This window comes from Streptomyces sp. NBC_00986 (assembly GCF_045162565.1).
Lineage (GTDB): Bacteria > Actinomycetota > Actinomycetes > Streptomycetales > Streptomycetaceae > Streptomyces.
In genome coordinates, this window is sequence record NZ_CP108733.1 from 774,748 (window position 1) to 796,857 (window position 22,110).

The 22,110-nt window shown below is 68.0% G+C and carries 20 protein-coding genes; 12 read left to right on the top strand and 8 right to left on the bottom strand.

Annotated elements, in window-relative coordinates:
• Nucleotides 1-21: 21 nt before the first annotated feature.
• The 3 genes from OG504_RS03355 to OG504_RS03365 all read right to left on the bottom strand — a co-directional run bounded on the left by OG504_RS03355 (nucleotide 22) and on the right by OG504_RS03365 (nucleotide 2,486).
• A complete protein-coding gene (locus OG504_RS03355) occupies nucleotides 22-924 on the bottom strand; it encodes a LysR family transcriptional regulator (RefSeq protein ID WP_329257932.1) in 903 nt (300 codons plus the stop codon).
• A gap of 88 nt (nucleotides 925-1,012) precedes the next feature.
• On the bottom strand, nucleotides 1,013-1,474 hold the full coding sequence (locus OG504_RS03360) for a transposase family protein (RefSeq protein ID WP_405988335.1): 462 nt from the start codon (nucleotides 1,472-1,474) through the stop codon (nucleotides 1,013-1,015).
• A gap of 49 nt (nucleotides 1,475-1,523) precedes the next feature.
• Nucleotides 1,524-2,486: an aldo/keto reductase gene (locus OG504_RS03365; RefSeq protein WP_405988336.1), complete on the bottom strand. Its 963-nt coding sequence runs from the start codon at nucleotides 2,484-2,486 to the stop codon at nucleotides 1,524-1,526.
• Nucleotides 2,487-3,345: 859 nt separating this feature from the next.
• Here OG504_RS03365 and OG504_RS03370 point away from each other — a divergent pair.
• The 8 genes from OG504_RS03370 to OG504_RS03405 all read left to right on the top strand — a co-directional run bounded on the left by OG504_RS03370 (nucleotide 3,346) and on the right by OG504_RS03405 (nucleotide 10,860).
• Nucleotides 3,346-3,720 carry a nuclear transport factor 2 family protein gene (locus tag OG504_RS03370; RefSeq protein WP_405946039.1) on the top strand — a complete coding sequence of 125 codons (375 nt, stop codon included), beginning with the start codon at nucleotides 3,346-3,348 and terminating at the stop codon, nucleotides 3,718-3,720.
• A 798-nt stretch (nucleotides 3,721-4,518) separates the two neighbouring features.
• Entirely contained in the window at nucleotides 4,519-5,736 is a 1,218-nt protein-coding gene (locus OG504_RS03375) for an MFS transporter (protein WP_405988337.1), read from the top strand.
• A gap of 72 nt (nucleotides 5,737-5,808) precedes the next feature.
• On the top strand, nucleotides 5,809-6,273 hold the full coding sequence (locus tag OG504_RS03380) for a heme-binding protein (protein WP_329257923.1): 465 nt from the start codon (nucleotides 5,809-5,811) through the stop codon (nucleotides 6,271-6,273).
• An 89-nt stretch (nucleotides 6,274-6,362) separates the two neighbouring features.
• Nucleotides 6,363-6,788, top strand: coding sequence for a heme-binding protein (locus OG504_RS03385; RefSeq protein WP_405988338.1), 426 nt, complete (start codon nucleotides 6,363-6,365; stop codon nucleotides 6,786-6,788).
• Between the two features lie 33 nt (nucleotides 6,789-6,821).
• The gene (locus OG504_RS03390) at nucleotides 6,822-7,253 is read left to right on the top strand and encodes a heme-binding protein (RefSeq protein ID WP_329257917.1); all 432 of its coding nucleotides are present in this window, start codon (nucleotides 6,822-6,824) and stop codon (nucleotides 7,251-7,253) included.
• A 38-nt stretch (nucleotides 7,254-7,291) separates the two neighbouring features.
• On the top strand, nucleotides 7,292-8,209 hold the full coding sequence (locus OG504_RS03395; RefSeq protein WP_405988339.1) for an aldo/keto reductase: 918 nt from the start codon (nucleotides 7,292-7,294) through the stop codon (nucleotides 8,207-8,209).
• A gap of 57 nt (nucleotides 8,210-8,266) precedes the next feature.
• On the top strand, nucleotides 8,267-9,253 hold the full coding sequence (locus tag OG504_RS03400) for a Gfo/Idh/MocA family protein (protein ID WP_405988340.1): 987 nt from the start codon (nucleotides 8,267-8,269) through the stop codon (nucleotides 9,251-9,253).
• A 62-nt stretch (nucleotides 9,254-9,315) separates the two neighbouring features.
• On the top strand, nucleotides 9,316-10,860 hold the full coding sequence (locus OG504_RS03405; RefSeq protein WP_405988341.1) for a carboxylesterase/lipase family protein: 1,545 nt from the start codon (nucleotides 9,316-9,318) through the stop codon (nucleotides 10,858-10,860).
• A gap of 539 nt (nucleotides 10,861-11,399) precedes the next feature.
• On the opposite strand, the gene OG504_RS03410 is transcribed toward OG504_RS03405, so the two are convergent.
• The 5 genes from OG504_RS03410 to OG504_RS03430 form a co-directional block, all read right to left on the bottom strand.
• Entirely contained in the window at nucleotides 11,400-11,969 is a 570-nt protein-coding gene (locus OG504_RS03410; protein WP_405988342.1) for an isochorismatase family protein, read from the bottom strand.
• Nucleotides 11,970-12,027: 58 nt separating this feature from the next.
• Nucleotides 12,028-12,495 (bottom strand): fascin domain-containing protein, encoded by a 468-nt coding sequence (locus OG504_RS03415; RefSeq protein WP_405988343.1) that lies wholly within the window; start codon nucleotides 12,493-12,495, stop codon nucleotides 12,028-12,030.
• Nucleotides 12,496-12,510: 15 nt separating this feature from the next.
• Nucleotides 12,511-13,476, bottom strand: coding sequence for a Gfo/Idh/MocA family protein (locus OG504_RS03420; protein WP_405988344.1), 966 nt, complete (start codon nucleotides 13,474-13,476; stop codon nucleotides 12,511-12,513).
• Between the two features lie 48 nt (nucleotides 13,477-13,524).
• Nucleotides 13,525-13,692 (bottom strand): hypothetical protein, encoded by a 168-nt coding sequence (locus OG504_RS03425; protein ID WP_405988345.1) that lies wholly within the window; start codon nucleotides 13,690-13,692, stop codon nucleotides 13,525-13,527.
• A gap of 93 nt (nucleotides 13,693-13,785) precedes the next feature.
• Nucleotides 13,786-15,303 (bottom strand): carboxylesterase/lipase family protein, encoded by a 1,518-nt coding sequence (locus OG504_RS03430; RefSeq protein WP_405988346.1) that lies wholly within the window; start codon nucleotides 15,301-15,303, stop codon nucleotides 13,786-13,788.
• 1,249 nt (nucleotides 15,304-16,552) lie between these two features.
• On the opposite strand from OG504_RS03430, the gene OG504_RS03435 reads away from it, so the two are divergent.
• From OG504_RS03435 to OG504_RS03450, 4 genes are read left to right on the top strand one after another with little or no spacing between them, the layout of a single operon-like run.
• Nucleotides 16,553-18,112 (top strand): ABC transporter substrate-binding protein, encoded by a 1,560-nt coding sequence (locus OG504_RS03435; RefSeq protein WP_405988347.1) that lies wholly within the window; start codon nucleotides 16,553-16,555, stop codon nucleotides 18,110-18,112.
• Complete coding sequence (locus OG504_RS03440; protein ID WP_405988348.1) at nucleotides 18,112-19,053, top strand: ABC transporter permease; 942 nt, start codon at nucleotides 18,112-18,114, stop codon at nucleotides 19,051-19,053. The genes OG504_RS03435 and OG504_RS03440 overlap by 1 nt, the downstream gene beginning before the upstream one ends.
• Entirely contained in the window at nucleotides 19,050-20,999 is a 1,950-nt protein-coding gene (locus OG504_RS03445) for a dipeptide/oligopeptide/nickel ABC transporter permease/ATP-binding protein (protein WP_405988349.1), read from the top strand. Before OG504_RS03440 ends, OG504_RS03445 begins: the two co-directional genes overlap by 4 nt.
• Nucleotides 20,996-21,976, top strand: coding sequence for an ABC transporter ATP-binding protein (locus OG504_RS03450; RefSeq protein ID WP_405988350.1), 981 nt, complete (start codon nucleotides 20,996-20,998; stop codon nucleotides 21,974-21,976). The genes OG504_RS03445 and OG504_RS03450 overlap by 4 nt, the downstream gene beginning before the upstream one ends.
• Nucleotides 21,977-22,110: the final 134 nt, after the last annotated feature.

The window sequence follows — 22,110 nt, forward strand, 5'->3', positions numbered from 1 at the left end:
GCGGGGTCCGCGGGTGGTGGGTCAGCGCGCGCCCAGCGCGGCACGCAGTTCGCCGCGCAACCACCGCAGCCCGGGGTCCGCGTTGCGGCTGGAGTGCCACAGCATCGACTCGGTAAAGCGCGCCCCGTCGTACCCGGGCACCTCCCGGATGGTGAAGCCGCCGGCCCGCGAGGCCCGCTCGGCGACCCGCCGGGGAAGCAGCGCGACCAGGTCCGTGTCCTGGACGAGCCAGGGCAGGTTCGCCCACTCGTCGGTCAGCACCGCGAGCCGCCCCTGCACCCCCAGCCCGTCGATGAGCCGGTGCGCGACGGTCGGCGTGCCCGACCTGCGGCTCACGCCCGCGTGCCGGAGTCCGGAGAGCACCTCGGCCGTCAGCTCGGCTTCCGCCGCCACCGGGTTGCCGGAGTCCAGCAGGCAGACGAAGTCGTCGCTGAACAGCTTCTCGCTCTCGGCCGGGACGCTGAAGCTCAGCGGGGCGATCACCAGATCGGCCTCCAGCAGGTCGCGCTCCGCGAACCCGTCCTTCAACGCGCAGAACTGGATCGACAGCGCCGGCGAACCGCTGCCGAGGCGGGCGTTCAGAGGGCGGCCGATCACACTGGTCGCATAGCCGGAGCAGGAGATCACAAAGCGACGTTCGCTGGTGAAGGGGTCGAAGCCGGCCCGGGTCCGGAAGACGCTCTCGGCCGCCGTGAGCACCTCGGCCACCAGCGGGAGCAGCCGGTGCCCCAGCGGTGTCAGTTCGTAACCGGCGGCGCCCCTGACCAGCAGTTCGTCGTCGAAGTAGCGGCGCAGCCGGGCCAGGTAGGCGCTCATGGTGGGCTGGCTCATATGGCACCGCTCGGCGGCCCGCGTCACATGCCGCACCTCCAGCAGCGCGTGCAGCGGCGTCAGCGCGTTCATGTCGAGACCGCCGAGATCCATGCCGCCCCTCCACGAATGCCCCGGCGCTCCTGCCGAGGTCAACAGGAATGCTAAAGCCCCAGGCTATGGCCGTCGCCCGGGAAGGTCGTCAGCCGCTTCGACAAGGCGAGGAAGGGCCGACTGGTACGGGCCCCTTGCGGGCGCGCTGACGCAGCCATCCAGTGAACCAGGCGAGGGGCGATGAGCAGGACCGCGATGGCCGCAGGCGTAGGGATCCGGTGCGGCAGGACGGGCATGACGACCACTCGCCGACGGCGGTCAGCGACCGGGCTCCGGCCAGGACGGCCGCTCCAGCCGTGCACAGCAGGGTGCTCAGCGGGTACACCCGGCCCCGCCGATCCCGGGGATCAGGCACATCGACAAGGAATCGCCGCACGGCAACAGCGTCGACAAGTGGTGCTGGGGCGTCAACAACCACACGGTCGCCGGCGTCGTGCCTGTACTGCCTTCCGGGGCAAGAACGAACTACTGGACATGACCAGGCGCCACAGGCGAACCCGACGCACCCCGTTCCGGCAATGCCCCTGGCCACAACCCGTGTCGGCGACACTCGGCGAACGGCCGGCTCAGCCCCGCCGACGCCGAGTATCGACCCATATTCAGCCCTGCGGCACGAGGCGGCCTGATGCCTCGTCGAGGCGTCGGTTCTCGGCGTCGGTCAGCGCGAGTTCGGCAGCCGCGAGGAGCGCAGGCAGCTGCGCGGCGTTGCCTGTGCTCAAGATCGGCGCGACCACAGTGGGCCGGGCCGCGAGCCATGCCAGGGCCACTGTCGAGATCTGCGCCCCGCGTTCTTGCGCGATCTCGTCCAGCGCGTCGAGGACCTGAGCGCCGTGCTCGTTGACGTACTGCGCCGCCGGAGAGAACCGGCTACGAGCGTCGTCGCGCTCCAACCGGTGCTTGCCGGTGAGGAATCCCGAGGCGAGTCCCCGGTAGGGGACGGTGGCCAGCGCGTGGTGCAGGGCGACCGGCATCAGGTCGGTTTCGAAGCCGCTGCGCTCGACGGCGTTGTAGTGCGGCTGAACAGCGACGGGCGGATGCAGCCCGTTCCTGGCTGCAACGTCCATCCACTCGGACACTCTCTTGCCGGAGAAGTCGGACAGGCCGATATGGCGGATCGTTCCGGCGTCGACCAGTTCGGAGAACGCCGAGGCGGTCTCTTCGAGGGGGACGCCCTGGTCGTCGAAGTGCGCGAAGTACAGATCGATCCGGTCGGTGCGCAGCCGCCGCAGAGAAGCCTCAGCCGCGCGTCGGATGTTCGTCGCGCGCAGGCCGGGATACACAGGGTGCTTCCCGACCTTCGTGGCGATGACCATCTCATCGCGGGCTCCGGAGGTCTTCAGCCAGGAGCCGATGATGGATTCCGAATCGAATCCGGCGATTTCCTCTACTGGCGGCCGGTAGGAGTCCGCGGTGTCCAGGAAGTTGCCGCCACCGGCCCGGTACGTGTCGAGCAGTCGATGTGACTCCCGGGTGCCCGCCTTCATGCCGAAGGCCGTCCCGCCGAGCGCCACGGGGAACACCGAAAGGTCGGTCGAACCCAGGGGACGGCAAGTTTCATGCATGGTCGATACTCCTGAAATGTCGAACTCCGTGTGGGGGTCGGCCGGCGTCTCTCCGGGCGTGAAACAGCGCCCCACGAGTGGGCGGTCACATGCCGCCGAGCTCGTGGGGGGGTGTCGGATCCGGAATGTCCGTCTGCCGGCCGTGGCCACTCGAATGCGGCCGTGGGGGCGGCACAAGGCGGCCTCATGCGGTACCGCCAACGCGGTCCCGCCTACCTCTTACGTGGAACGGAGCCCGCTGACTGGCGCTGGCCTTACCTGGACCGTAAGGCCATGACGGCATGCTCCGAAAACCCCGCTCTGCCTGCGGCAGCGGGGACGCGGAGTCATTTCTTCTTGGGACGCTCGCACCATCCGGCAGAGTCATCGCCCACGGTGCCGACGTTGACCACTCCGGAATGGTGGGCCCAGACGGCAGCACGGGAGCCGACACGCGATGAGATCGGCGATTCCGATTCCACGATGCCTCCCTGTCGCTGCGGCGGCCGACGAGGGCCGCGGGTCTGTGAGATCTCAGCTTGGTCAGCTTCGGCCCCCGTGTCCAGCGGGTGAACGAGTTCGGCCTTCGATCGACCGCAATCTAAGGTTGTACGCAACGAAGGGACGGTTTCGTCCGGGGCGTACTACCGTCCTCACCGTGGTGCGCGGCCTCCAACTGGCGCTGGCGTTCGGACGCACCCACCGCAGGCGTACTGCCCGCCTTCCTGGTTTCTGAGCCGTGATCGGCTCCCCTCTCTCCTCTCGTCAGCTGTGACGCTGCACGCCCGCGGCCTGATGCCGCTTCGTAGCGCCGAGGAACCCGGGGCCGCGATCTCGTCCGCCCGCATGCCACGACCCGCGTGGGAAAGGAACAGCCCCGATGACCATCACGGCCGACTCGGTACGCACGCTGGAGAGAACCCGCATCCAGGCCATGCTGGCCAACGACGTTGCCTGTCTGCGTGAGCTCATCAGCCCGCAGTGCTCCTACGTCCACACGACGGGCAGGCTCGACACAGGTGAGTCCTATCTGGCGAGTCTCGGCGACGGCCTCTTTCGGTACGAGGACCTGTCGGTGTCCGATCAGTCGGTCACACTGCAGGCAGCCACGGCTGTCGTCGTGTACCGGCTCTCGGCGCGCATCGTGATCGACGCCGAGCCCGTGGTGTCGGAGAGCCGGTGTACCGCGGTATGGGCGGAGCGGCACGACGGCATCCAGGTGATCGCCTTTCAGGCGACCCCCGTGAAGCCGTAGCCGGCACACCGCGGCGCGCGGCGCACGATAACGGTTGCCACGTGGCGATCGGCCTACCGTGCCCGGCCTCGATCCGCAGGTGCAACTCGCAAGCGTGTTGCGCCCGTTCACTCATCCGGGCAAAACAGGTACCACCGACGACAGGCTCGAACTGCTCACAGGGGCCTATTGCCTTCGAGTAAACGTTGACTTAATCTGGCTGTCATATCGTAAGGAGGCGGAGAATGGTTGCGAGCATCAGCTCTGTGCTGAATCAGAGGCCGCGCCTGCCTGCCGCGTAGAACCCTTCGCCGCGCAGTTGTGCCCCACTTAGTCAGAAGCGGGCATATACAGCTACGTCTGGGCGTCGCGCAGTCAGCCATTGGAATGCCGCTGATGCGGCAGTGGTTTGTAGCGCGACAGCTCTCTTGCGTACCCGCGGGTTACCCACGCGATGGCGCACATTCGTGCGTGACCGAAGACACAGGTCAGAGCATCACGTCGACGGCCAGTAGATCGCCGCCGATGTTTCCTCACTTGCGTGGGCGATGATTTATCACCCCAACCCGGGGGATTACACACGCGACGACGTGCATTGACATGCGATCGAACACGCAGGGCCGCTCATTGTGGCTCCAAGTGTCTCGACGCGCACTATCAGTATTGTGTCGTCGCGCATATGGAGCCGCATGTGCTTGTCAAAGAATGATGCGACCCCTTTTCCGATCTAGGCGTACAACGCGGTACAGCAAAGGCGTCGGACAAGTGACAGATATGCAGTCAGCGCGCTACTCGAAACGCGCAACCATACTCGGCGCAATGGCGTCGTACCTCGACGGCACGACGTCGGTGAGCGTCGGCGTCTCGATCGTTCTGTTCAACTCGGTCTTCCACCTGAGCCCCTGGATGATCGGCGTACTCGTCTCCGGATTCCAGTTGGCGTTCGCGGTCGGCGCGATCGTCGGAGGCCGGCTCGGGGACGTGTTCGGCCGGCGGGCGGTCTATTCGGCCGATCTCCTGATCTGCGCAATGGCGATGCTCGTCATCATCATCGCGCCGAACCCGGCGGTGCTCGTAGTCGGCTTCGTGATCACCGGGCTCGCGCTCGGAGCCGACATACCCGCCTCTGTCGCCCTTGTGTTCGAGGAGGCGAGTGCGGGCCGTCGCGGATCGGCCGTCGCCATGAGCCAGGTGTTCCTCTTCTCGGGCGTGGTCCTCACCCAGTTCATCGGTATCGGCGTGTCGGACCTGGGCGGTCTCGGCGCTCGCCTGCTCTTCGTCCACCCCATGGTCGTCTCGCTGATCGTGTGGTTCCTGCGCCGGGAGATGAAGGAGTCGCCGGCCTGGGAGCAGGCCAATGTGACCGTCGATGCGCGGGCGCGGAGGAAGCGGGATCTTCGGCTGCTCCTCAGGCAACCCTACGGAAGCGCGCTCATCGCGATCACCGTGTTCTACGTCTTCTCCTCCGTGTCCGGCAACATCACCGGGCAGTACAGCACCTACCTGATCACGACGATCTCGAAGTCGACGGTGCTCACCGCGACGATCGTGTCCGTCGGGACGACACTGCTGCTCATCGCGGCGGGCGTCGCATTCCAGCGGCTCGTCGATCGCACCGCAGCGAGGCGGGTGCTGTTCATCCTCGGCACCGCGCTCACCGTCGTGGGATCCCTCGTTCCAGTCGCAGCCGGATTCAGCCTCTGGTCGGTCGTCGTGATGCTCTGCGCGACCGGGGTCGGCTTCGCATGGGCGGGAGAAGGCCTGTTCCGCGTGTGGACCCAGGAGATCTTCCCGACCGAGATCCGCAGCACCTCGCAGGGCCTGACCTACGGCATCGGCCGGTTCGCCATCGCCGGATACGGCGTGTTCGTACCGGCTCTCGCCGCCAACGGCCCGACCGCGCTGATGGTGGTCATGGCGGCCTGCGGCGCGGTCACGGCGCTCCTCGGGCTCCGGTGGATCCCGCAGCTCACGCGTGCCAGGCCCGTCGCACGTTCAGCCGGGGCCCCTCTTCTGCTGTCGAGGGCCAGAGGGTAGACCCGGCGATCACTGACCATCCTCGTCGGCACGCACACCGACAGCACACCTTCCCTACCGCAGGAGACACGTATGTCCCGTCCCAATCCCACCTACACCCTCGAAGAGATCCAGAAGGAACCCGATCGCGACTTCCCCCGGTTCGTTCGCGACGACGCCACCCGGCTGGGAGAGATCACCGTCGGCATCATCCTCGAATGGGGCGTGAACCTCTGCGTCGACGTCCACATCGGAGACGAACTGGCGTACCGGGCACAACTCGGTACCACCGGGCAGTTCAACGCCGACGTCATACGGCGGAAGATCCTGACGGTCAACAAGTTCGGCCACAGTTCGCTGCTCGCACGACTCAAGCGCGACGCCGATCCGAGCTTCGGCAGTGAACTCCCGGAGGAGTACGTCGTCGCCGGCGGCAGCATCCCCATCTTCGTCGACGGTGTGCTGACGGCGACCATCTCCGCCTCGGGCGAGGAGGACGCCCTCGATCACGAGGTCATCGCCGAAGCGCTCGACCGGTTCGCGGCGGAGCGCAACTGAGCGCCTCGGGGTCGGGTGGCGGGACGTCCCGCCACCCGACCCCGAGCATCGCCCAACGGACAAGCCGCCCCATGAGAGGTGCGCAAGGAATGAACATCGCAATCGCCGAGCAGGTCATCGGCGCCTGCGTGAAGCAGTCGGCCCGAATCGGAAAGCCGGTCGCGGCCGTCGTCGTCGATCTCGAAGGCCGGGTCGTCATGGCACGCCGCGCCGACGGCGTTCGAGACCTCGTCCTGCAACTCGCCACCTCGAAGGCGTACACGGCGGCGATCATGGAGCGTCCGACCCTCCTTCTGGAGCAATGGGCACACCTCACCCCCGACGCACTCGCGCGGCTGTCGTCGCTCGGCCCCTATCCGATCATGACGGGCCCCGGAGGGTTCGTGATCAAGCGGGACGGCCGTCTGCTGGGTGCCTTCGGGGTGTCCGGCGCTCGCGGAGACGAGGACCAGGCCATCGGCGACGCGGTGCTCGACGAACTCGGTTTCGAGACAGATTTCGCCGCGTTCGACTGACTTCGGCCAAGACCAAAGAAGAAGGAGCTCATAGTGTCCAAGACCTACCAGCCGGTCCTGATTTCCCATCAGGCCGCACTTCAGATCGTCACGAGCGTGATCGCCGAGGGCTCGCGGCGCGGGCTGCGCCTGGTGGCGACGGTGGTCGATCCGAGCTTGCAGGTCGTCGCGTTCTGCCGCGCGGACGGTGCGAACCCTCTCAACGCGGGTTCGAGCCGACGGGCGGCGAAAACGGCGTGCGCGGACGACCGGCCGAGTGGATGGATGAGCGACCACGACGCCATCGTTCTCGCGCTCGCCGCGGGCAACGAGGAGACCAACATGCGCGGCGGCCTGCCCATCCGGTTCGACGGCGTCGTGGTCGGCGGTCTCGGCGTCGGCGGCGCGGCTCCCGATGACAACGAGGCGGTGGCCCGGGCCGCGTTGTCGAGTGTCGACGCCGATGACCCGATGTCCGTGGCGTGACGCACAAGGCCCACAAAAGGAAGAAGGAGCACACACGCATGGCGCCCATACGCAGAGCGATCGCCTCGACCGGGCTGGAGGTGTTTCCCGTCAACCTCGGCGGTACACCCTTCGGGCGATCGGCAGACCGACAGCAGGCGTTCGAGGTTCTGGACGCGTACCGCAGCGGCGGGGGGAACTTCCTCGACACCGCCGACGGCTACGGTGACGGGGCATCCGAGAGCGTCATCGGCGCCTGGCTGACATCCCGTGCGGTCCACGACGAATTCGTGATCGCGACGAAGGTCGGCAAGCACTCGCAACTGCCCGGCCTGCGGCACGAGAACATCCTCGCCGCCGTCGACGCCTCACTGAGGCGCCTCGGCAGAGATCGCATCGACGTCTACTACGCCCACTACGACGACGAGAGCGTTCCTCTCGCGGACGTCGCCGAGACGTTCTCGTCCCTCGTGGACGCGGGGAAGATCGTGAGCATCGGGGTGTCGAACTTCCGTGCCGAGCGAGTCGAGGAGTGGCTGCGGATCGCTCAGGACGAGCATCTTCACGCCCCCGTGGCGATCCAACCCCACTACAACCTCGTTGAACGTGCCTACGAAGGCGAACTCGGGGCGGTGGCCGCCAAGCAGGGACTCGCCGTCATGCCGTACTGGGCGCTCGCGTCGGGATTTCTGGCCGGCGTCGTGAGGAACGCCGCCCAGGCGGAGAAGCACAGCGAGTTCGCGGCCCGCTACCTCGGCGAGCGCGGCGACCGCGTCCTGGAAGCGCTCGACACCGCGGCCTCGAACCATCACGTCACGCAGTCCACCGTCGCACTGGCGTGGCTCATAGCCCAACCGACCGTGACAGCCCCCGTGGCCGGCGCCCGGACACCGGAACAGGTCGCAGGACTCGTCGAGGCGGCAACGCTCGATCTCACCCCGGAGGAACTCGACGCGCTCTCGGCCGCCTCACGCTGAGTCGCCCCCGCGAGTATCGAGGGACCCCCCGGGACACCCACACAGAAGGAACGAAGGTTGAACTCCACACCGCCCAGGAACGACGTCATGCGCTGGGGTGTCGTCGGTACCGGTTACATCGCCAACACGGTGTTGCCCGACATGATCGCGACCGAGGGCCTCGCCGTCACCGCGGTGTGCTCGCGTGACGCGGGCAGGGCTGCAGCGTTCGCTCAGAAATGGTCCATTCCCAGGGCGTTCGACGACCCGGAGGCACTCTTCGCGGATCCGGACATCGACGTCGTCTACGTGGGAACACCGGTGAGCACGCACTTCCCCCTCGCGCGGGCGGCTCTCCTGGCCGGCAAGTCCGTTCTCGTCGAGAAGCCGTTCACGCTCGACGCGCAGGAAGCCAGGGAACTGGTCGCGCTCGCCCGGTCGCGGAACGCCTTCCTCATGGAAGCGACGTGGACGCGCTTCAACGCGGTCGTCAAAGCCGCTACGGAACACGTCGCGAACGGCGTGATCGGTGACATCCGCACCGTCACGACCAACTTCGGTCGCAACCTGGATTCCGCCCACAACGCGTGGCGCGCCGAGCTGGGCGGAGGAGCGCTTCTGGATCTCGGCATCTACAACGTCGCGCTGACCCACCACTTCCTGGGCGGCGCGCCGATCCGGATCAGCGCGTCGGGGACGTCCGCGGACGGCTTCGACACATCCTGTGCCGCCACCATGGAGTACTCGGAGGGCCGGTTCGCACAGCTCTCCTGCTCGATGACCAGCTGGCTTCCCCAGCACGCGGTGATCGGTGGTACCGCCGGCGCCATCACCCTCCCGGGCTTCGTGAACCCATGGACCTACGAGCTCGCGATCGGCGACGACCGCGAGACCGTCACGATCCAGCCGGAGGGGGCCGGATACACCCCGATGTTCCGAGCGGTGACCCGCGCCGTCTCCGGCGGACACCCGGAGGCGGCTGAGAACCCCCTCGAAGACACGGTTGCCGTCATGGAGAGCATCGACGCCATCCGACGTCAGGTGCTCGCGGGCGGCGCCGACTGAGCGCGGCGCACGAACCCAGCCGGACAGATCCACGTGGACCGAACGACCATGGAGCAGCAGCTGTGCATCAGACAGCGAAGTCGACCGCGCCCATCGCGGTAACCGACCTCGGCACCGTACGAGGCGCCTCCACCGCACAGCCGGGTGTCACGGTCTTCCGCGGCATCCCTTACGCCGCGAGCACCGCCGGTGAGAATCGATGGCGCCCACCGCAACCGGCCACGCCCTGGTCGGGCGTGCGGGACGCGGCCCGATTCGGCCCGATCTGCCCTCAGAACGCGGAGCCTGGGACGCTCCCCATGAGTGAGGACTGCCTCACCGTGAACGTATGGACCGCGGGGGTCGACGACGAACGACGGCCCGTCCTGGTGTGGATCTACGGCGGTAGATTCATCTCCGGACACGGAAGCGACCCGACCTTCGATGGTGCGGCGCTCGCGTCGACCGGCGTCGTCGTCATCACCCTCAACTACCGCAGTGGAGTCTTCGGCTTCCTCGCGACCGGCGAACTCCTGGAGGAGTCCATCGCGGGAGGCGGCGCCGCCGCGGGCACCGTGGGCAACTACGGCTTGCTCGATCAGATCGCGGCCCTGCAGTGGGTACAACGCAACATCGCCACATTCGGCGGCGACCCCGGCCGCGTCACCGTCGCCGGACAGTCCGCCGGTGCCGCATGCGTGATGGACCTCGTCTATTCGCCGCTGTCCCAGGACCTCCTGCACGGCGCCATCGCGGAGAGCGGTGCCCTTCACCCGGGAGACCCCTCCCTCGACTTCGTCGCCGCGTCGTACCGGCGCCGCGACGATGCCCTGAGCCAGGGCGAGGAGTGGATGCACAAGCACGGAGTCAACGCCCTGGCCGAGTTGCGTGAGCTGCCCGTGGAGCAACTGCTCGTGGGCAACGACGCGGACGAACCGGGGCCGGGCGGTCATCGTCCCCCGTTGTTCCGACCCGTGCTCGACGAAGTGGTGTTCCGGCGAACGTACGACGAGTCGCTTGCGGGAGCTCACCACCGCGACATCCCGGTGATCACGGGCGGCAATCTCGACGAAGACGGAGCATCGCCACTGCCGACGACCACCCTGGCGCAATACCTTGAGCACGCGCACACGGTGTACGGGGAGATGAGGGAGGAGTTCCTCTCGCTGTTCCCCGCGCAGAGCGACGAAGAGGCGCGTACGCGCTGGAACGAGTCGGCACGCGCGCACTCGCGTTCATCGACCTATCTCTGGGCGGAGGCATGGTCGCGAGCCGGCGGGACCGCGCCGCGCACGTACTACTGGACGCACGCTCCGGCCGGGCACGACGCCGGCACGCGGGGGGCATTTCACGGATCGGAGATCTACTACGTCTTCAACAGCCTGGCGGCGAATCCCGAAAGGCCGTGGACGCACAACGACCGTACGATCGCAGGGGTCGTGTCGTCGTACGTCTCGAACTTCCTCAAGACGGGTGACCCCAACGGCGGCCACCTGCCCGTTTGGCGGCGGTTCGACGGTGAGCCGCTGACCATGGAACTCGGTGACGCGTTCAGCCCCCGATCAGTCGCGAGCGCGACCGAACTGGATTTCTTCCGGCGCTTCTTCGCCGCGCGCCCCAAGCGGTGACGACAAGGAATCGACGGAGGTGGCACCGGTCGACGGCGTCCACCGACTCGTCAAGGCGCTGAGCCTGCTGGCCTGAGGCCGGCTCAACCCGCATGTCTCCCACGCCATACGGGAGTTGATCGCTGAGCGTGCATGGCTGACGGTGTTCCTGCCGCCCGCCTACTCGCCCAGCCTCAACCCGTCGACGACGTGTGGGCGCACGTCGAACGCAGCCTGGCCGACCTCGCAGTCGTCGCCCTCCCTCGACCGCGACATCCGCACAGCGGAGGCGCCGGGCCCGGTACGCGTCCGACCCGGCCCACGCGGAGGGCCGAGAACCAACGCGAACCGGGCCAGAACGAGGTCCCAGCGTCAGTGGCACATCCCGGTCAGCGCCCCGCGTACCTCACCGCCGGGGCCCCGCCATGTCCCCGTCCCGGCCTCAGCCCACCACGGCGGACCGGGACGATCCACTCCGTCCCGGCCGCGGTGAGCCGGCGGGCTTCCTCGGTGGGATCTGGCATCGGGGGCCATTCCCTCTGACTTCGCTGATCTTTCGTCTACCGGGCGCGGCCGTCGAGCAGCTCGATGATGCGGTCGGTGACATCCGACTCGGCAATCCGGGGGAAGACCCGCCCGATCGAATTGCGGTGGGCTGCGGCATCGAAATCCGAGACCGCGTCGACGGCGACACTGACGTTGTAGCCGAGGTCGAATGCGGACCGGGCGCTCGACTCGATGCCGGAGCTGGTGGAAACTCCGCCGAATACCAGTTGCGTGATGCCGCGCTGCCGGAGTTCCGAGTCGAGGTGGGTTCCGTGGAAGGCGCCCCATCGGAAGGTGGGGATGACAAGGTCATGCAGCTGGTCGGCGAACTCATCGATGATCTCGGCGAAGTCGGGACCAGGAGGCTCCGGCAGGTCGAGGTCCTGCTCGACTCGGCCCGGAGCCGGGCCCCCGATCGCCACGAGGATCACCGGTAGCCGGTGCCGCTGAAAGGCAGCGGCAAGCTTGACACACCGTGTGACCACCTCGTCTCTCGATTGCGGGGCAAGGGGCAAGCGGAGTACGCCCTTCTGCATGTCGTTGAGGACAAGGGCGGTCCTGTTATCGAGCTTGCTGATGGTCACCGAAAGGCTCCGTATCGGTAAGTGTGGCGGGACTGCCGGACCGAGCGGCACGGAGGCATCACTGCGGGATCAGGCGGACCCTCTCCCACCCGCCTGGGACGTAGGTGCAGCTGACGATCCCGCCGTGGGGTTCGGCCTCGTTCACGCCGCGCCCGTCGATTCTCAGGTAGGCACCGGGGAACGCGGCCGAGCCGATGAGGAACGTGCCGTCGGCCTGCTCCTCCAGCCGGAACTTCGCCCACTCACCGACCCCGTACTGGCAGTTGACGGTGCCTCCAGAGCTGTCGGAGGCGAACGGGGGCGCCCCGTGGGCATCCATTCGGAGGTAGACGCCGGGGAACGAGACCGAGGCGATCGTCACTGCGCCGTCGTCGTCAGCGGCTGAGATCTCGAAAATCTCCCACGGCGCGATCTGGTACTGGCAGTTGACCGTCCCGGAGCCGTCATCGGCCTTGCTGGTGACCTCCCGCGCATCCATGCGGAGGTAGATGCCGAATTCGGCGGACTGAATCACTACGACAGGCATGGTGGTCTCCTCTGGTCACTGAGCGGGTGCCGCTATGGAGCGGCGAATGGCGTCCATGGTGCGCATCACGGCGATCGAGTCCGCGAGCGGATTGGTGCCGAGTTCGGTCAGTCCTGTCTGTACGGCTTCGCTCACCTCGCGGAACATCGGGACCCAGCCGGCCCCTTCGAGTTCGACGTTGAACAGCTCCCGGTGTTCGCGGATCAGTTCATATGATCTTGGGTTCAGGAAGGTCGGGCCGATGACGATCTCGCCCTCGGTACCGCCTATCCGGGCCACTGGGGACATCCGGCTGATCATGCTCACGGCCAACTGGGCGAAGCGGGAGTCCGGATAGCCGAGGTAGGCGGCGGCGGTGAGCTCGAATCCCTCCGGCGAGAGGGCGCCGCGGGCCTCGATACGGGTCGGAGGGCCGAGCACGTGGTGAGCCAAGGCCACGTTGTAGCAGCCCAGGTCGTAAAGAGCACCGGCGCCGAGAGCGGGGTTGTAGGCGTTGTGGTGGGCCGGCAGGCGCAGCCCGAAGTCCGCGTGCAGGCTGACCACCTCGCCGATCGCCCCGTCGCCGATGAGTTTGCCGACCGCGCGGATCGCCGGGTTGAACCGGGTCCACATGGCTTCCATCAGGAACCGGCCGTGTTCGCGGGCGAGGTCCGCGAGTCCGGCGGCCTCGTCGGCGTTCAGGGTGAAGGGCTTTTCGACCAGGGTGTGGAATCCGGATTCGAGCGCGAGGCGGGCGAGCGGTGCGTGCGTGCTCGGCGGGGTCGCGATGTAGGCGAGATCGAAACCGCCGTCGGCGAGCAGCGTTTCGTAACTCCCGTAGTGGCGGGGGATGCCCCACCGGCCGGCGAATTCTGCGGCACGCTCGGCGTCTCGCGAGCCGACCGCCACCACCTCGACGTTCTCGGTGCGTTGGAGGTCCGGCATCGCGGTCTGGGCGAGGTAGCCGGTGCCGAGGACGGCCCAGCGGGTTCGGGTTTGCATGGATCTTCTCATTTCAGGTGAAGCGGCAGCCGGCCGGCTGCCCGGCTGCTACCAGTCGAAGACGGCGGACTCCTGCGGCATCCAGCCGCTCGCCCGGTTGTCGGCGACGGTGGCGGCGAACGACCGGCCGTGCTGCCGGCCGTCCTCGATGACGACGGACACGAGTTGCGTGGCCGACCCGGTGGGGATCGTCGGCACGTCGAAGTACTGAGCCATTGGCTTTCCCCTCATGACGGGGTGACGGTGGTCGTCACGGTGCTTGGCCGGAGGGTGTTCATCCAGGTGCGTCTGTTGGCGTGTGAGCGGGCGTCACCAGGCCCGTTGGTCCGCCATGAGTCGGCGGTGCAAGTCGAGCCTGGGCGGCTCCGCGGCCGGGATGGGACCGAAGCGGTCGCCGATCTCCATCGTCGCCGGGGCTGCTGGATCGGCCGGCACCCACTGCCGCAGTGCCGGTCCGTTGGGGTCGCCGGTGGCGGCGAAGTTGACGACGTACCGGGATACCGTGTCGGCGATCCGGTGGTCTTCTGCCGTCCATGGCCGGTCGGTGGCATAGAGGTTGTTCAGGAAGTAGTTGATCTCGGATCCGTGGTAGGCGCCTGCGGACTCCGCGTCCGGCCCCGGTGGCACGTGCGTCCAGTAGTAGGTGTAGACCGGGCTGCGGGCGTGTTTGGCCCATTCGGTGGCCCAGAGCCAGGTGGAGGTGCGCGCGTGGTCGCGGGCGGCTGCGCTGGACTGCCGGCCGGCTTCCGCGTCGGTGGACGCGGGGTACAGGGCGAGGTAGTCGTCGGCGCTGTCGCGGAGGTGGCGGCGGGCGGAGGCGGTGTATTCCGCCAGGCTGACGTGCGGTTTCGGGGAGGCGCCGTCCTCGTCCTTGTTGGTTCCGGTGATGACGGGGATATCGGCCTGCGTCCCGAGAGCCAGCGCTTCGGCGTAGCTGTGGGGAAACACCCAGCCGTCGCGGACCGGCCGGAACAGCGGAGGCTGGTGGCCCCCTCCGGCCTGGTCCGCGTCATTGCCGCGCAGCAGGTCCGGCAACGGAAGGGCGCGCAGTTCTTCGAGTGTCGCGACGCCGAGGTCCTGGAGATGCCGGGTTCCCTCGGCTTCGGCCTGCTCCCGGGTGCGGTAGGAACTGGCCAGATAGGCCAGTGACGGGTCGCGCGGATGGCGAGCGCCGCTTTCGGCGATGGCACCGTGGAACAGTCCCCGCGCAGGCGGCGAGTACATCAGGTCCTGAACACAGGCACCGCCGGCGGACTGGCCCGCGATCGTCACACGGTCCGGGTCTCCGCCGAATGCCGCGATGTTGTCCCGCACCCAGCGCAGGGCGGCGATCTGATCGAGCAGGCCGTAGTTGCCGGAACTTCCGTGCTCGGATTCCGCGCTGAGCTCGGGGGTGGCCAGGAAGCCGAGTACGCCGAGCCGGTAGTTCAGCGTCACGACCACCAGCCCGGCGCCGGCGAGCGCGGCTCCGTCGTACAGGGGCTCGGAGCCCGCGCCCATGATGAACCGGCCTCCGTGAATCCACACCAGTACCGGAGTGCGGTCCGAGGGTTCCGCTGCCGTCCACACGTTGAGGGACAGGCAGTCCTCGCTCATCCGGAGCTTCTGGCCGCGGGGCGTCTGCGGGCAGACCGGACCGAAGTCCGCGGCGTTTCGCACGCCTGTCCACGGCGCGGGCGGCTGCGGCGGACGCCATCGCAGCGGACCGCTGGGAGCCGCTGCATAGGGGATCCCCTTGAACACGGTGACGCCAGGCAGCTTGGCCGGGGTACCGGCAACCAGGCCCGACTCGGTCGGAACCGGCTGACGGTTGAGAGGTTCACTCATCAAGATCGGAATTTCTTTCGTCAACGACAGGTATCCGCGACGGGTGATCCGGACCGGTGGCCGCCGTGGCCCCGTGCCGGCAGACAGGACGACACCAGTCGCGGCCCTGAACCGGAGCCGACTGGCTGCTGTCCCTTTGAATGGCGCATCCGAACGCCAGAAGTGGTGCCCCGCGGGGCACCGGTTCGACGAGGGTAAAGTGTCTGAGCCCATCGTGGACATTCCCTCCGCGCAATCTAAGGATGAGCAGAGACCTCAGGTTCTCAAGGCGAAACTGTTGACAGCGACGTCACGTGTTCGTAACCCTCTGACTCAGCAGGGCATACGGCCCCGCAGGCTGCCGAGCAGAGGAGGGACATGATGACGGGATCGCTGGTCACAGGTCACACCTCACGCTGCGCACGGCCCGGCCCCGAGGGCCGTGCCGACGTGCCAGGACGCCCCCGCTGCGGAGCCGGAAGGCCGGCGGGCGACGACTCGGCCGGATGGTGCGAGCGGCCCAAGTGGAAACAGGGCAGCGTGTTCACCCCGCTCCCTCGCGCACGACACGGACTGACACCACCCTGCTGATCCGGGTAGGGCCCGTGCTGCCAGGAACCGGGTTCCGCGTTCCACACCACGCTTTCGCGGCGACCGCCGGGTAACTCCCTCCGTCCACCGCGACTTGCAGCCCACCCGATGAGGTCGAACGCTGTCTCGGGCACACCCGCGACAGCCGAGCAGTGTTCTCCTCATATCCGCGGGTCCCGGCTGCGGGTCGCGGCCGATCACAAAGCCTCGCTTTTCAGGAGTTGTGCTCACCCGAGCATTCGACGTATCTCTATGTCGACCGATTTGTCGGCCTTCCCCATCACCTCGGCAGGACGGCCCTCGGCATGAACGCCGACCGTGCGCAATCCCATCTGCCGCTTGACGCCTACCGGGTCAGCGGCGGCAAATCCCCAGACACCGCCGACGCCCTTCCTACCGGAGGGAGACAAGGCGCACGGGCCGGATTTCCTCACCCAGAGATACCGGTCGGAACACGACGGCGCCGCGAACCGCTCTCCGCCGGCGCGTGCACGGTGGCACAGATGCCGACCCTGCTCGCGGCAGCCGGCCTCGGACCGACCGAGGGCCGGGAGCAAGCGCCCTGACGCGGTGGTCAGACCACCTCGTCGGGCACCACTGACTGGGCCATCCCCCGGTCTCCTTTAGTACATCAGCTACATCAGCACCTGCAAATCGTGATCAAGGAGTGGAATCAACGATGCTTCCAAGATCGAACCGCAAGCCCGTATGGCCGATTGCCGTCGGCGCCATGGCCCTGATGGCCCTCAGCGCGTGCTCCGGAGGCGGGGCGGTGGGCGGCACCAACGCGTCCTCCGGCGCCAAGTCGACCACCCTGACCATCGCGGTGAACTCGGCGCCGGCCAGCTTCGACCCGTCGCGCGCGGACAACGGCAACGGCCTGTACCCGATGCAGCTCGCTTACGAGCCGCTGATCAGGCAAACCGGCAGCGCTACCTATTCGCCGGGGCTGGCCTCCTCGTGGCGCTACCTCGGTGAGGGGAACACGCGCTTCCAGCTGACCATCCGCAGCGGCGTCAAGTTCTCCGACGGCTCACCGGTCACCGCGCAGGCCGTGGCCGACTCGATCAACTACTTCACCACCGGCTTCGGCCCGACGACGGGCAACCTGGCGGGCGTGAAAGTCACCGCCTCCGGAGCCGACACGGTCACCCTGACCAGCAAGACGGCGAACCCGGAGTTCCCGCTCCTGCTGTCCCAGAACTTCCTGGCGGGCGACATCATCAGCCCGGCCGGCCTGAAAGCGAAGAGCTCGCTGACCAGCAAGCCGTCCGGCGCGGGCCCCTACGTCCTGGACTCCGGCGCGACGGTGTCCGGGGAGCACTACACGTTCACCGCCAACCCCGCCTACTACGACAAGTCGAGCGTCCACTACAAGAAGGTCGTCATCAAGGTCATCGCCGACCAGACCGCTGAGCTGTCGGCCCTGCAGACCGGTCAGGTCGACCTGATGTTCGGCTCGGCGCAACAGATGCCGACTGCCAAGTCCGCAGGACTGACCGTCACCAACACCGGTCCCACGCAGTGGAACGGGGTCTTCCTGCTCGACCGCGAAGGGACCAAGACCAAGGCCCTGGCCAGCCCGCAGGTCCGCCAGGCGCTGAACTACGCCGTGGACCGGTCCGGCATCGCCAAGGCCGTGTACGGTGCGCTCGGTTCGGCCACCGACCAGCCGACAACGAAGGGCTTCGACGAGTACGTGCCGTCGCTGGCGAACTACTACACGTACGACCCGGCCAAGGCGAAGCAGCTGCTGGCCCAGGCCGGCTACCCGAACGGCTTCTCCACGTCCCTGACGTACACGTCGTTCGATCCGCAGACCAAGCAGATGGTGCAAGCAATCGCCCAGCAGTGGGCCGCCATCGGGGTCAAGGTCAAGCTGGTGTCATCAGCCAGCTACCCGGCGATGTCCACCAACATGTACCGGGCCGGCGCCCTGTCCGTGGCGTGGAACGGCCAGCCGATGTTCCTCCAGGTGGGCGTGCTGTGGTCGGCCAAGGGGGGCCTCAACCCCTACCACGCCACCGATGCCTCGTTCCTGAACAAGTTCGCCCAGGCCTCGAAGGCCTCGCAGTCCCAGCTCGCCGCACAGATGGCCGACGTCGCCTCGGTCGCGGTCAAGCAGGCGTACACCGTCCCCGTCGTCGAGATCGACACGGTGGTGTTCTCCCACGGGGTCAGCGGCATCCCGAGCCAGCTGCCCGGCGCCCATCTCAACGTCGTAGAGCTGCATCCGTAATGCCGACCCTGATAGCTCGGCGCCTCGCCCTGTCGGTCCCGCTGCTCGTCATGGTGACCGCGGTGACGTTCGTGCTGGAATCGCTGGTCCCCGGTGACACCGCTCGCGCCCTCATCGGAGCGAGCGGGTCCACCGAGGCCTACAACAAGCTTCGGGACCAACTCGGCCTCGACAAGCCCCTGTGGTCTCAGTACGGCCACTACCTCGACAACCTGCTCCACGGGAGTCTCGGCACGTCCGTCTTCACCGGCCAGCCGGTTTCGGAGACGCTGAACCAGCGGCTCCCGGTCACGCTTTCCCTGGTGCTGCTGGCCACCGTGTTCGCCGCGGTGGTCGGAATCCTGCTCGGCGTGGTCAGCGCCGTGCGCGGCGGAGTGCTCGGCCGTTTCGTGGAAGCACTGTCCCTCGTCGGCCTGGCTCTTCCCGGATTCTGGGTGGCACTGGTCCTGGTCGAGGTGTTCGCTGTCGTGCTGCGCGCCTTTCCCGCCACCGGCTACATCTCGCCCACGCAGTCGTTCGGCACCTGGTTGTGGGCGCTGTGCCTGCCGGTCACCGCACTCGGACTCGTCGGCATCGCGAGTATCGCGAAGCAGACCAGGGACTCCATGAAGGACGCACTGGCCAGCAACTACATCCGCACGCTACGGGCCAACGGCATCCCGCGCCGGTCCATCATCTGGAAGCACGCGCTGCGCAACGGCGCCATTCCCGTGGTCACCGTGATCGGGCTGGCGTTCGTCAGCGCACTGAGTGCCTCGGTGTTCATCGAGGCGGTCTTCGTGCTCCCCGGGCTCGGCAGCCTCGCCGTCAACGCGACCAACCAGCACGACATACCGGTCATCGAAGGGGCGGTGCTGTACTTCACCGTCCTCGTCGTCATCGTGAACCTGGTCCTGGACGTGTTTTACGGGTTGCTCAATCCGAAAGTGAGACACCAGTGACCACCCAGACCGACCATGCCGAGCGGCCGGGCGCGCTCGCCGCCGGCGCCTTCCTGCGGCGAGTCGCGCGAAAACCGCTCGGCGTGATCAGCGCCGCGTATCTCCTGCTGCTCGCCCTGGCCTGCGCACTGGCCCCGGTCGTCGCCCCCTATCCGCCACTCGCGCAGAAGCTCGACCACGTCCTGGCCACCCCGAGCTCAGCCCACCTGCTCGGCACCGACGAGCTGGGCCGTGACGTGCTCAGCCGGCTGCTGTACGGCGGCCAGGACACCCTGCTCGGCGTACTGGAATGCGTCGCGGTGCTGCTGGTCGTCAGCCTGCCCGTCGGCCTCGCCGCCGGCTACCTGGGCGGCTGGACCGACCGGGTCGTCAGCAACGTGACAGACCTGATGCTCTCGGTGCCCACCATCGTCGTGGCCCTCGCGGTCCTGTCGGTGTTCGGCTCCTCGATGACGGTGGCGATGATCACTATCGGCATCCTCGGCTCCGCCGGAGTCATCCGGGTCATCCGCAGCGCGGTCATCGCGGTGCGCGAGGAGCTGTACGTGGCGGCGGCCCGAACGTCCGGGGTCACCGACCCTCGGATCGTCAGCCGCCACGTACTGCCCCGCATCGCCGGCCCCGTCATCGTGCAGACCTCGCTGTACGCCGGGATCGCGCTGGCACTGCAAAGCGGTCTGGCGTTCCTCGGCCTGGGAATCCAGTCCCCGGCCCCGAGCTGGGGCGGGATGGTGGGGGAAGCCTCGGACGCCATCAACCAGGACCCCTGGCTGCTGGTCCCGAGCGGCGGCATCATCGCGCTCACCATCATGGCGTTCGGCCTGGTGGGCGACGCGGTGCGGGACGCGGCCGTGGAACGCTGGTCCGGGACCGCGCAGAACGGGCGCCCAGCGGCGCCGCGCACACGCCCGGCAGAGGCCGCCGCGCCGGATTCCCTGGACGCCACCGAACCGGGTGCGCTGAGCGTGCGGGGACTGACCGTCGAGTTCGACACGCCCGAAGGTCCGGTCACGGTGGTCGACGGGGTGTCCTTCACCCTGCGTCCAGGTGAGGTGCTCGGCCTCGTCGGCGAGTCCGGCTGCGGCAAGTCCGTCACCTCGCTGTCCCTGCTGGGCCTGCTGCCCGAAAACGGACGGATCAGCTCCGGGCACGTCATATCGGGCGGCCGGGATCTCGCGGCGATGACCGAACGCCAGCTCACCGATGTCCGCGGCAGCGAAATCGCGATGGTGTTCCAGGAGCCGATGTCCAGTCTCGATCCGTCGTTCCGTGTCGGCTCCCAGCTGATGGAGACGATCCGCGCACACGAGAAGCTGTCACGGCGTGAGGCTCGCGAAAGGGTCCTCACGTTGCTGGAGCAGGTCCGCCTGCCGGACCCCGCGGACGTCTTCCGCCGCTACCCGCACGAACTGTCCGGCGGCATGGCGCAGCGGGTCTGCATCGCCCAAGCGCTCGCGACCGGGCCCCGCATCCTTGTCGCCGACGAGCCCACCACCGCCCTCGACGTGACGGTGCAGGCCGAAATTCTCGCGCTGCTGCGCACCTTGCAGGCCGAGACAGGCATGTCGGTCATCCTCGTCACCCACGACTGGGGGGTCGTCGCCGACCTCTGCGACCGCGCCGTCGTCATGTACGCGGGCCAGATCGTGGAGGAGGCGCCGATCCGCAGCCTCTTCCACCACCCGCACCATCCCTACACACTCGGCTTGCAGGAATGCAATCCGGAGCGCTGGAGCGGCACCGGTGAACTACCGGTCATCCCGGGCATGGTGCCGCCCCCGGCCCGCCGGCCCAAGGCCTGCTGCTTCGAGCCGCGCTGCAGCCTGGCCGGCCCGGAATGCACGCGCGAACCGATCCCGCTCCTCAGCACAGCACCGGACGACGACGGGCTCCACCAGGTCCGATGCGTCAACTGGCAGAAGGTTCAACCGGCGAGGACACCATGACAACGAACTTGCTCTCGGTCCAAGGACTGAGCGTCGACTACCACGTCGGCCGGCGCCACGTATGCGCTGTCGAAGACGTCAGCCTCGACGTCGGAGACGACGAGACCGTCGGCCTGGTCGGCGAATCCGGATCGGGCAAGACCACGATCGCCCGCGCGGTGCTCGGCCTGGCCAAGGCCCGTGCGGGCACCATACGTTTCGATGACGAGGACATCACGCATGCCGGCAAGTCGCAGCGGCGCCGGCTGAGCAGGGACATGCAGGTGGTCTTCCAGGACCCCTACGGCTCCCTCAGCCCCACCCGAACAGTCGCGCAGACGCTGACAGAGCCGCTGCTCGCACACCGGATCGCGTCCGGGCAGACCGCACACGACCAGGCGGCCGACATGCTGGCCCGGGTGGGCCTGGAACCCGACGCACTGCGCCGGTACCCCCGGGAGTTCTCCGGCGGGCAGCGCCAGCGCATCGCGATCGCTCGGGCTCTGATGCCCTCACCGCGCCTGGTCGTCTGCGACGAGGCCGTCAGCGCGCTCGACCTGTCGGTCCAGGCCCAGGTCCTCAACCTCCTGCGGGACCTCCAGCGCGAGTACCGGCTCGGCTACCTGTTCGTCGCCCACAACGTCTCCGTCGTGCGCCACATCTCGGACCGTATCGTCGTCCTCTACCGCGGCACGGTCATGGAATCCGGTCCGGCGGAAGCCGTCTGCACCAAGCCCGGACATCCGTACACCCGCGCGCTGCTGCAAGCGGTCCCGGTCGCCGACCCGGACCGGCAGGCCGCCCGGCGGGCGGTCGCGACCCCCGGCGAGCACGTCTCGGCGCCCCCGACCGGCTCCGGCTGCCCCTTCGCCGCGCGATGCCCCCACGTCATCGACGCGTGCCGGCGCGAACGCCCGCCGCTCGTGGCGGCGCCAGGAGGAACCCAGGTCGCCTGCATCCGGGCAGAGGAGTTGGCCGGGTATTCACCTCCCGGGTGAAGGACACCGAAGCGGATGCACAACTCCCGCTGCGGCCGCACCGCCAACGCCGAGGCCTCCGCGCCGATCCGTACCGCGGAGGTTCCTCAGCGCCGATCGCGCGGAAGCCCATGTGGCACTCAGGACCTGCCGTA

Bases quoted from the DNA above. Each gene is read 5' to 3' on its own strand.
- OG504_RS03450 (WP_405988350.1), top strand. From the start codon at position 20,996: ATGACAACGAACTTGCTCTCGGTCCAAGGACTGAGCGTCGACTACCAC.
- OG504_RS03355 (WP_329257932.1), bottom strand. From the start codon at position 924: ATGGATCTCGGCGGTCTCGACATGAACGCGCTGACGCCGCTGCACGCG.
- OG504_RS03380 (WP_329257923.1), top strand. From the start codon at position 5,809: ATGTCCCGTCCCAATCCCACCTACACCCTCGAAGAGATCCAGAAGGAA.
- OG504_RS03395 (WP_405988339.1), top strand. From the start codon at position 7,292: ATGGCGCCCATACGCAGAGCGATCGCCTCGACCGGGCTGGAGGTGTTT.
- OG504_RS03375 (WP_405988337.1), top strand. From the start codon at position 4,519: ATGGCGTCGTACCTCGACGGCACGACGTCGGTGAGCGTCGGCGTCTCG.
- OG504_RS03425 (WP_405988345.1), bottom strand. From the start codon at position 13,692: ATGGCTCAGTACTTCGACGTGCCGACGATCCCCACCGGGTCGGCCACG.
- OG504_RS03415 (WP_405988343.1), bottom strand. From the start codon at position 12,495: ATGCCTGTCGTAGTGATTCAGTCCGCCGAATTCGGCATCTACCTCCGC.
- OG504_RS03435 (WP_405988347.1), top strand. From the start codon at position 16,553: ATGCTTCCAAGATCGAACCGCAAGCCCGTATGGCCGATTGCCGTCGGC.
- OG504_RS03385 (WP_405988338.1), top strand. From the start codon at position 6,363: ATGAACATCGCAATCGCCGAGCAGGTCATCGGCGCCTGCGTGAAGCAG.
- OG504_RS03420 (WP_405988344.1), bottom strand. From the start codon at position 13,476: ATGCAAACCCGAACCCGCTGGGCCGTCCTCGGCACCGGCTACCTCGCC.
- OG504_RS03365 (WP_405988336.1), bottom strand. From the start codon at position 2,486: ATGCATGAAACTTGCCGTCCCCTGGGTTCGACCGACCTTTCGGTGTTC.
- OG504_RS03370 (WP_405946039.1), top strand. From the start codon at position 3,346: ATGACCATCACGGCCGACTCGGTACGCACGCTGGAGAGAACCCGCATC.
- OG504_RS03440 (WP_405988348.1), top strand. From the start codon at position 18,112: ATGCCGACCCTGATAGCTCGGCGCCTCGCCCTGTCGGTCCCGCTGCTC.
- OG504_RS03430 (WP_405988346.1), bottom strand. From the start codon at position 15,303: ATGAGTGAACCTCTCAACCGTCAGCCGGTTCCGACCGAGTCGGGCCTG.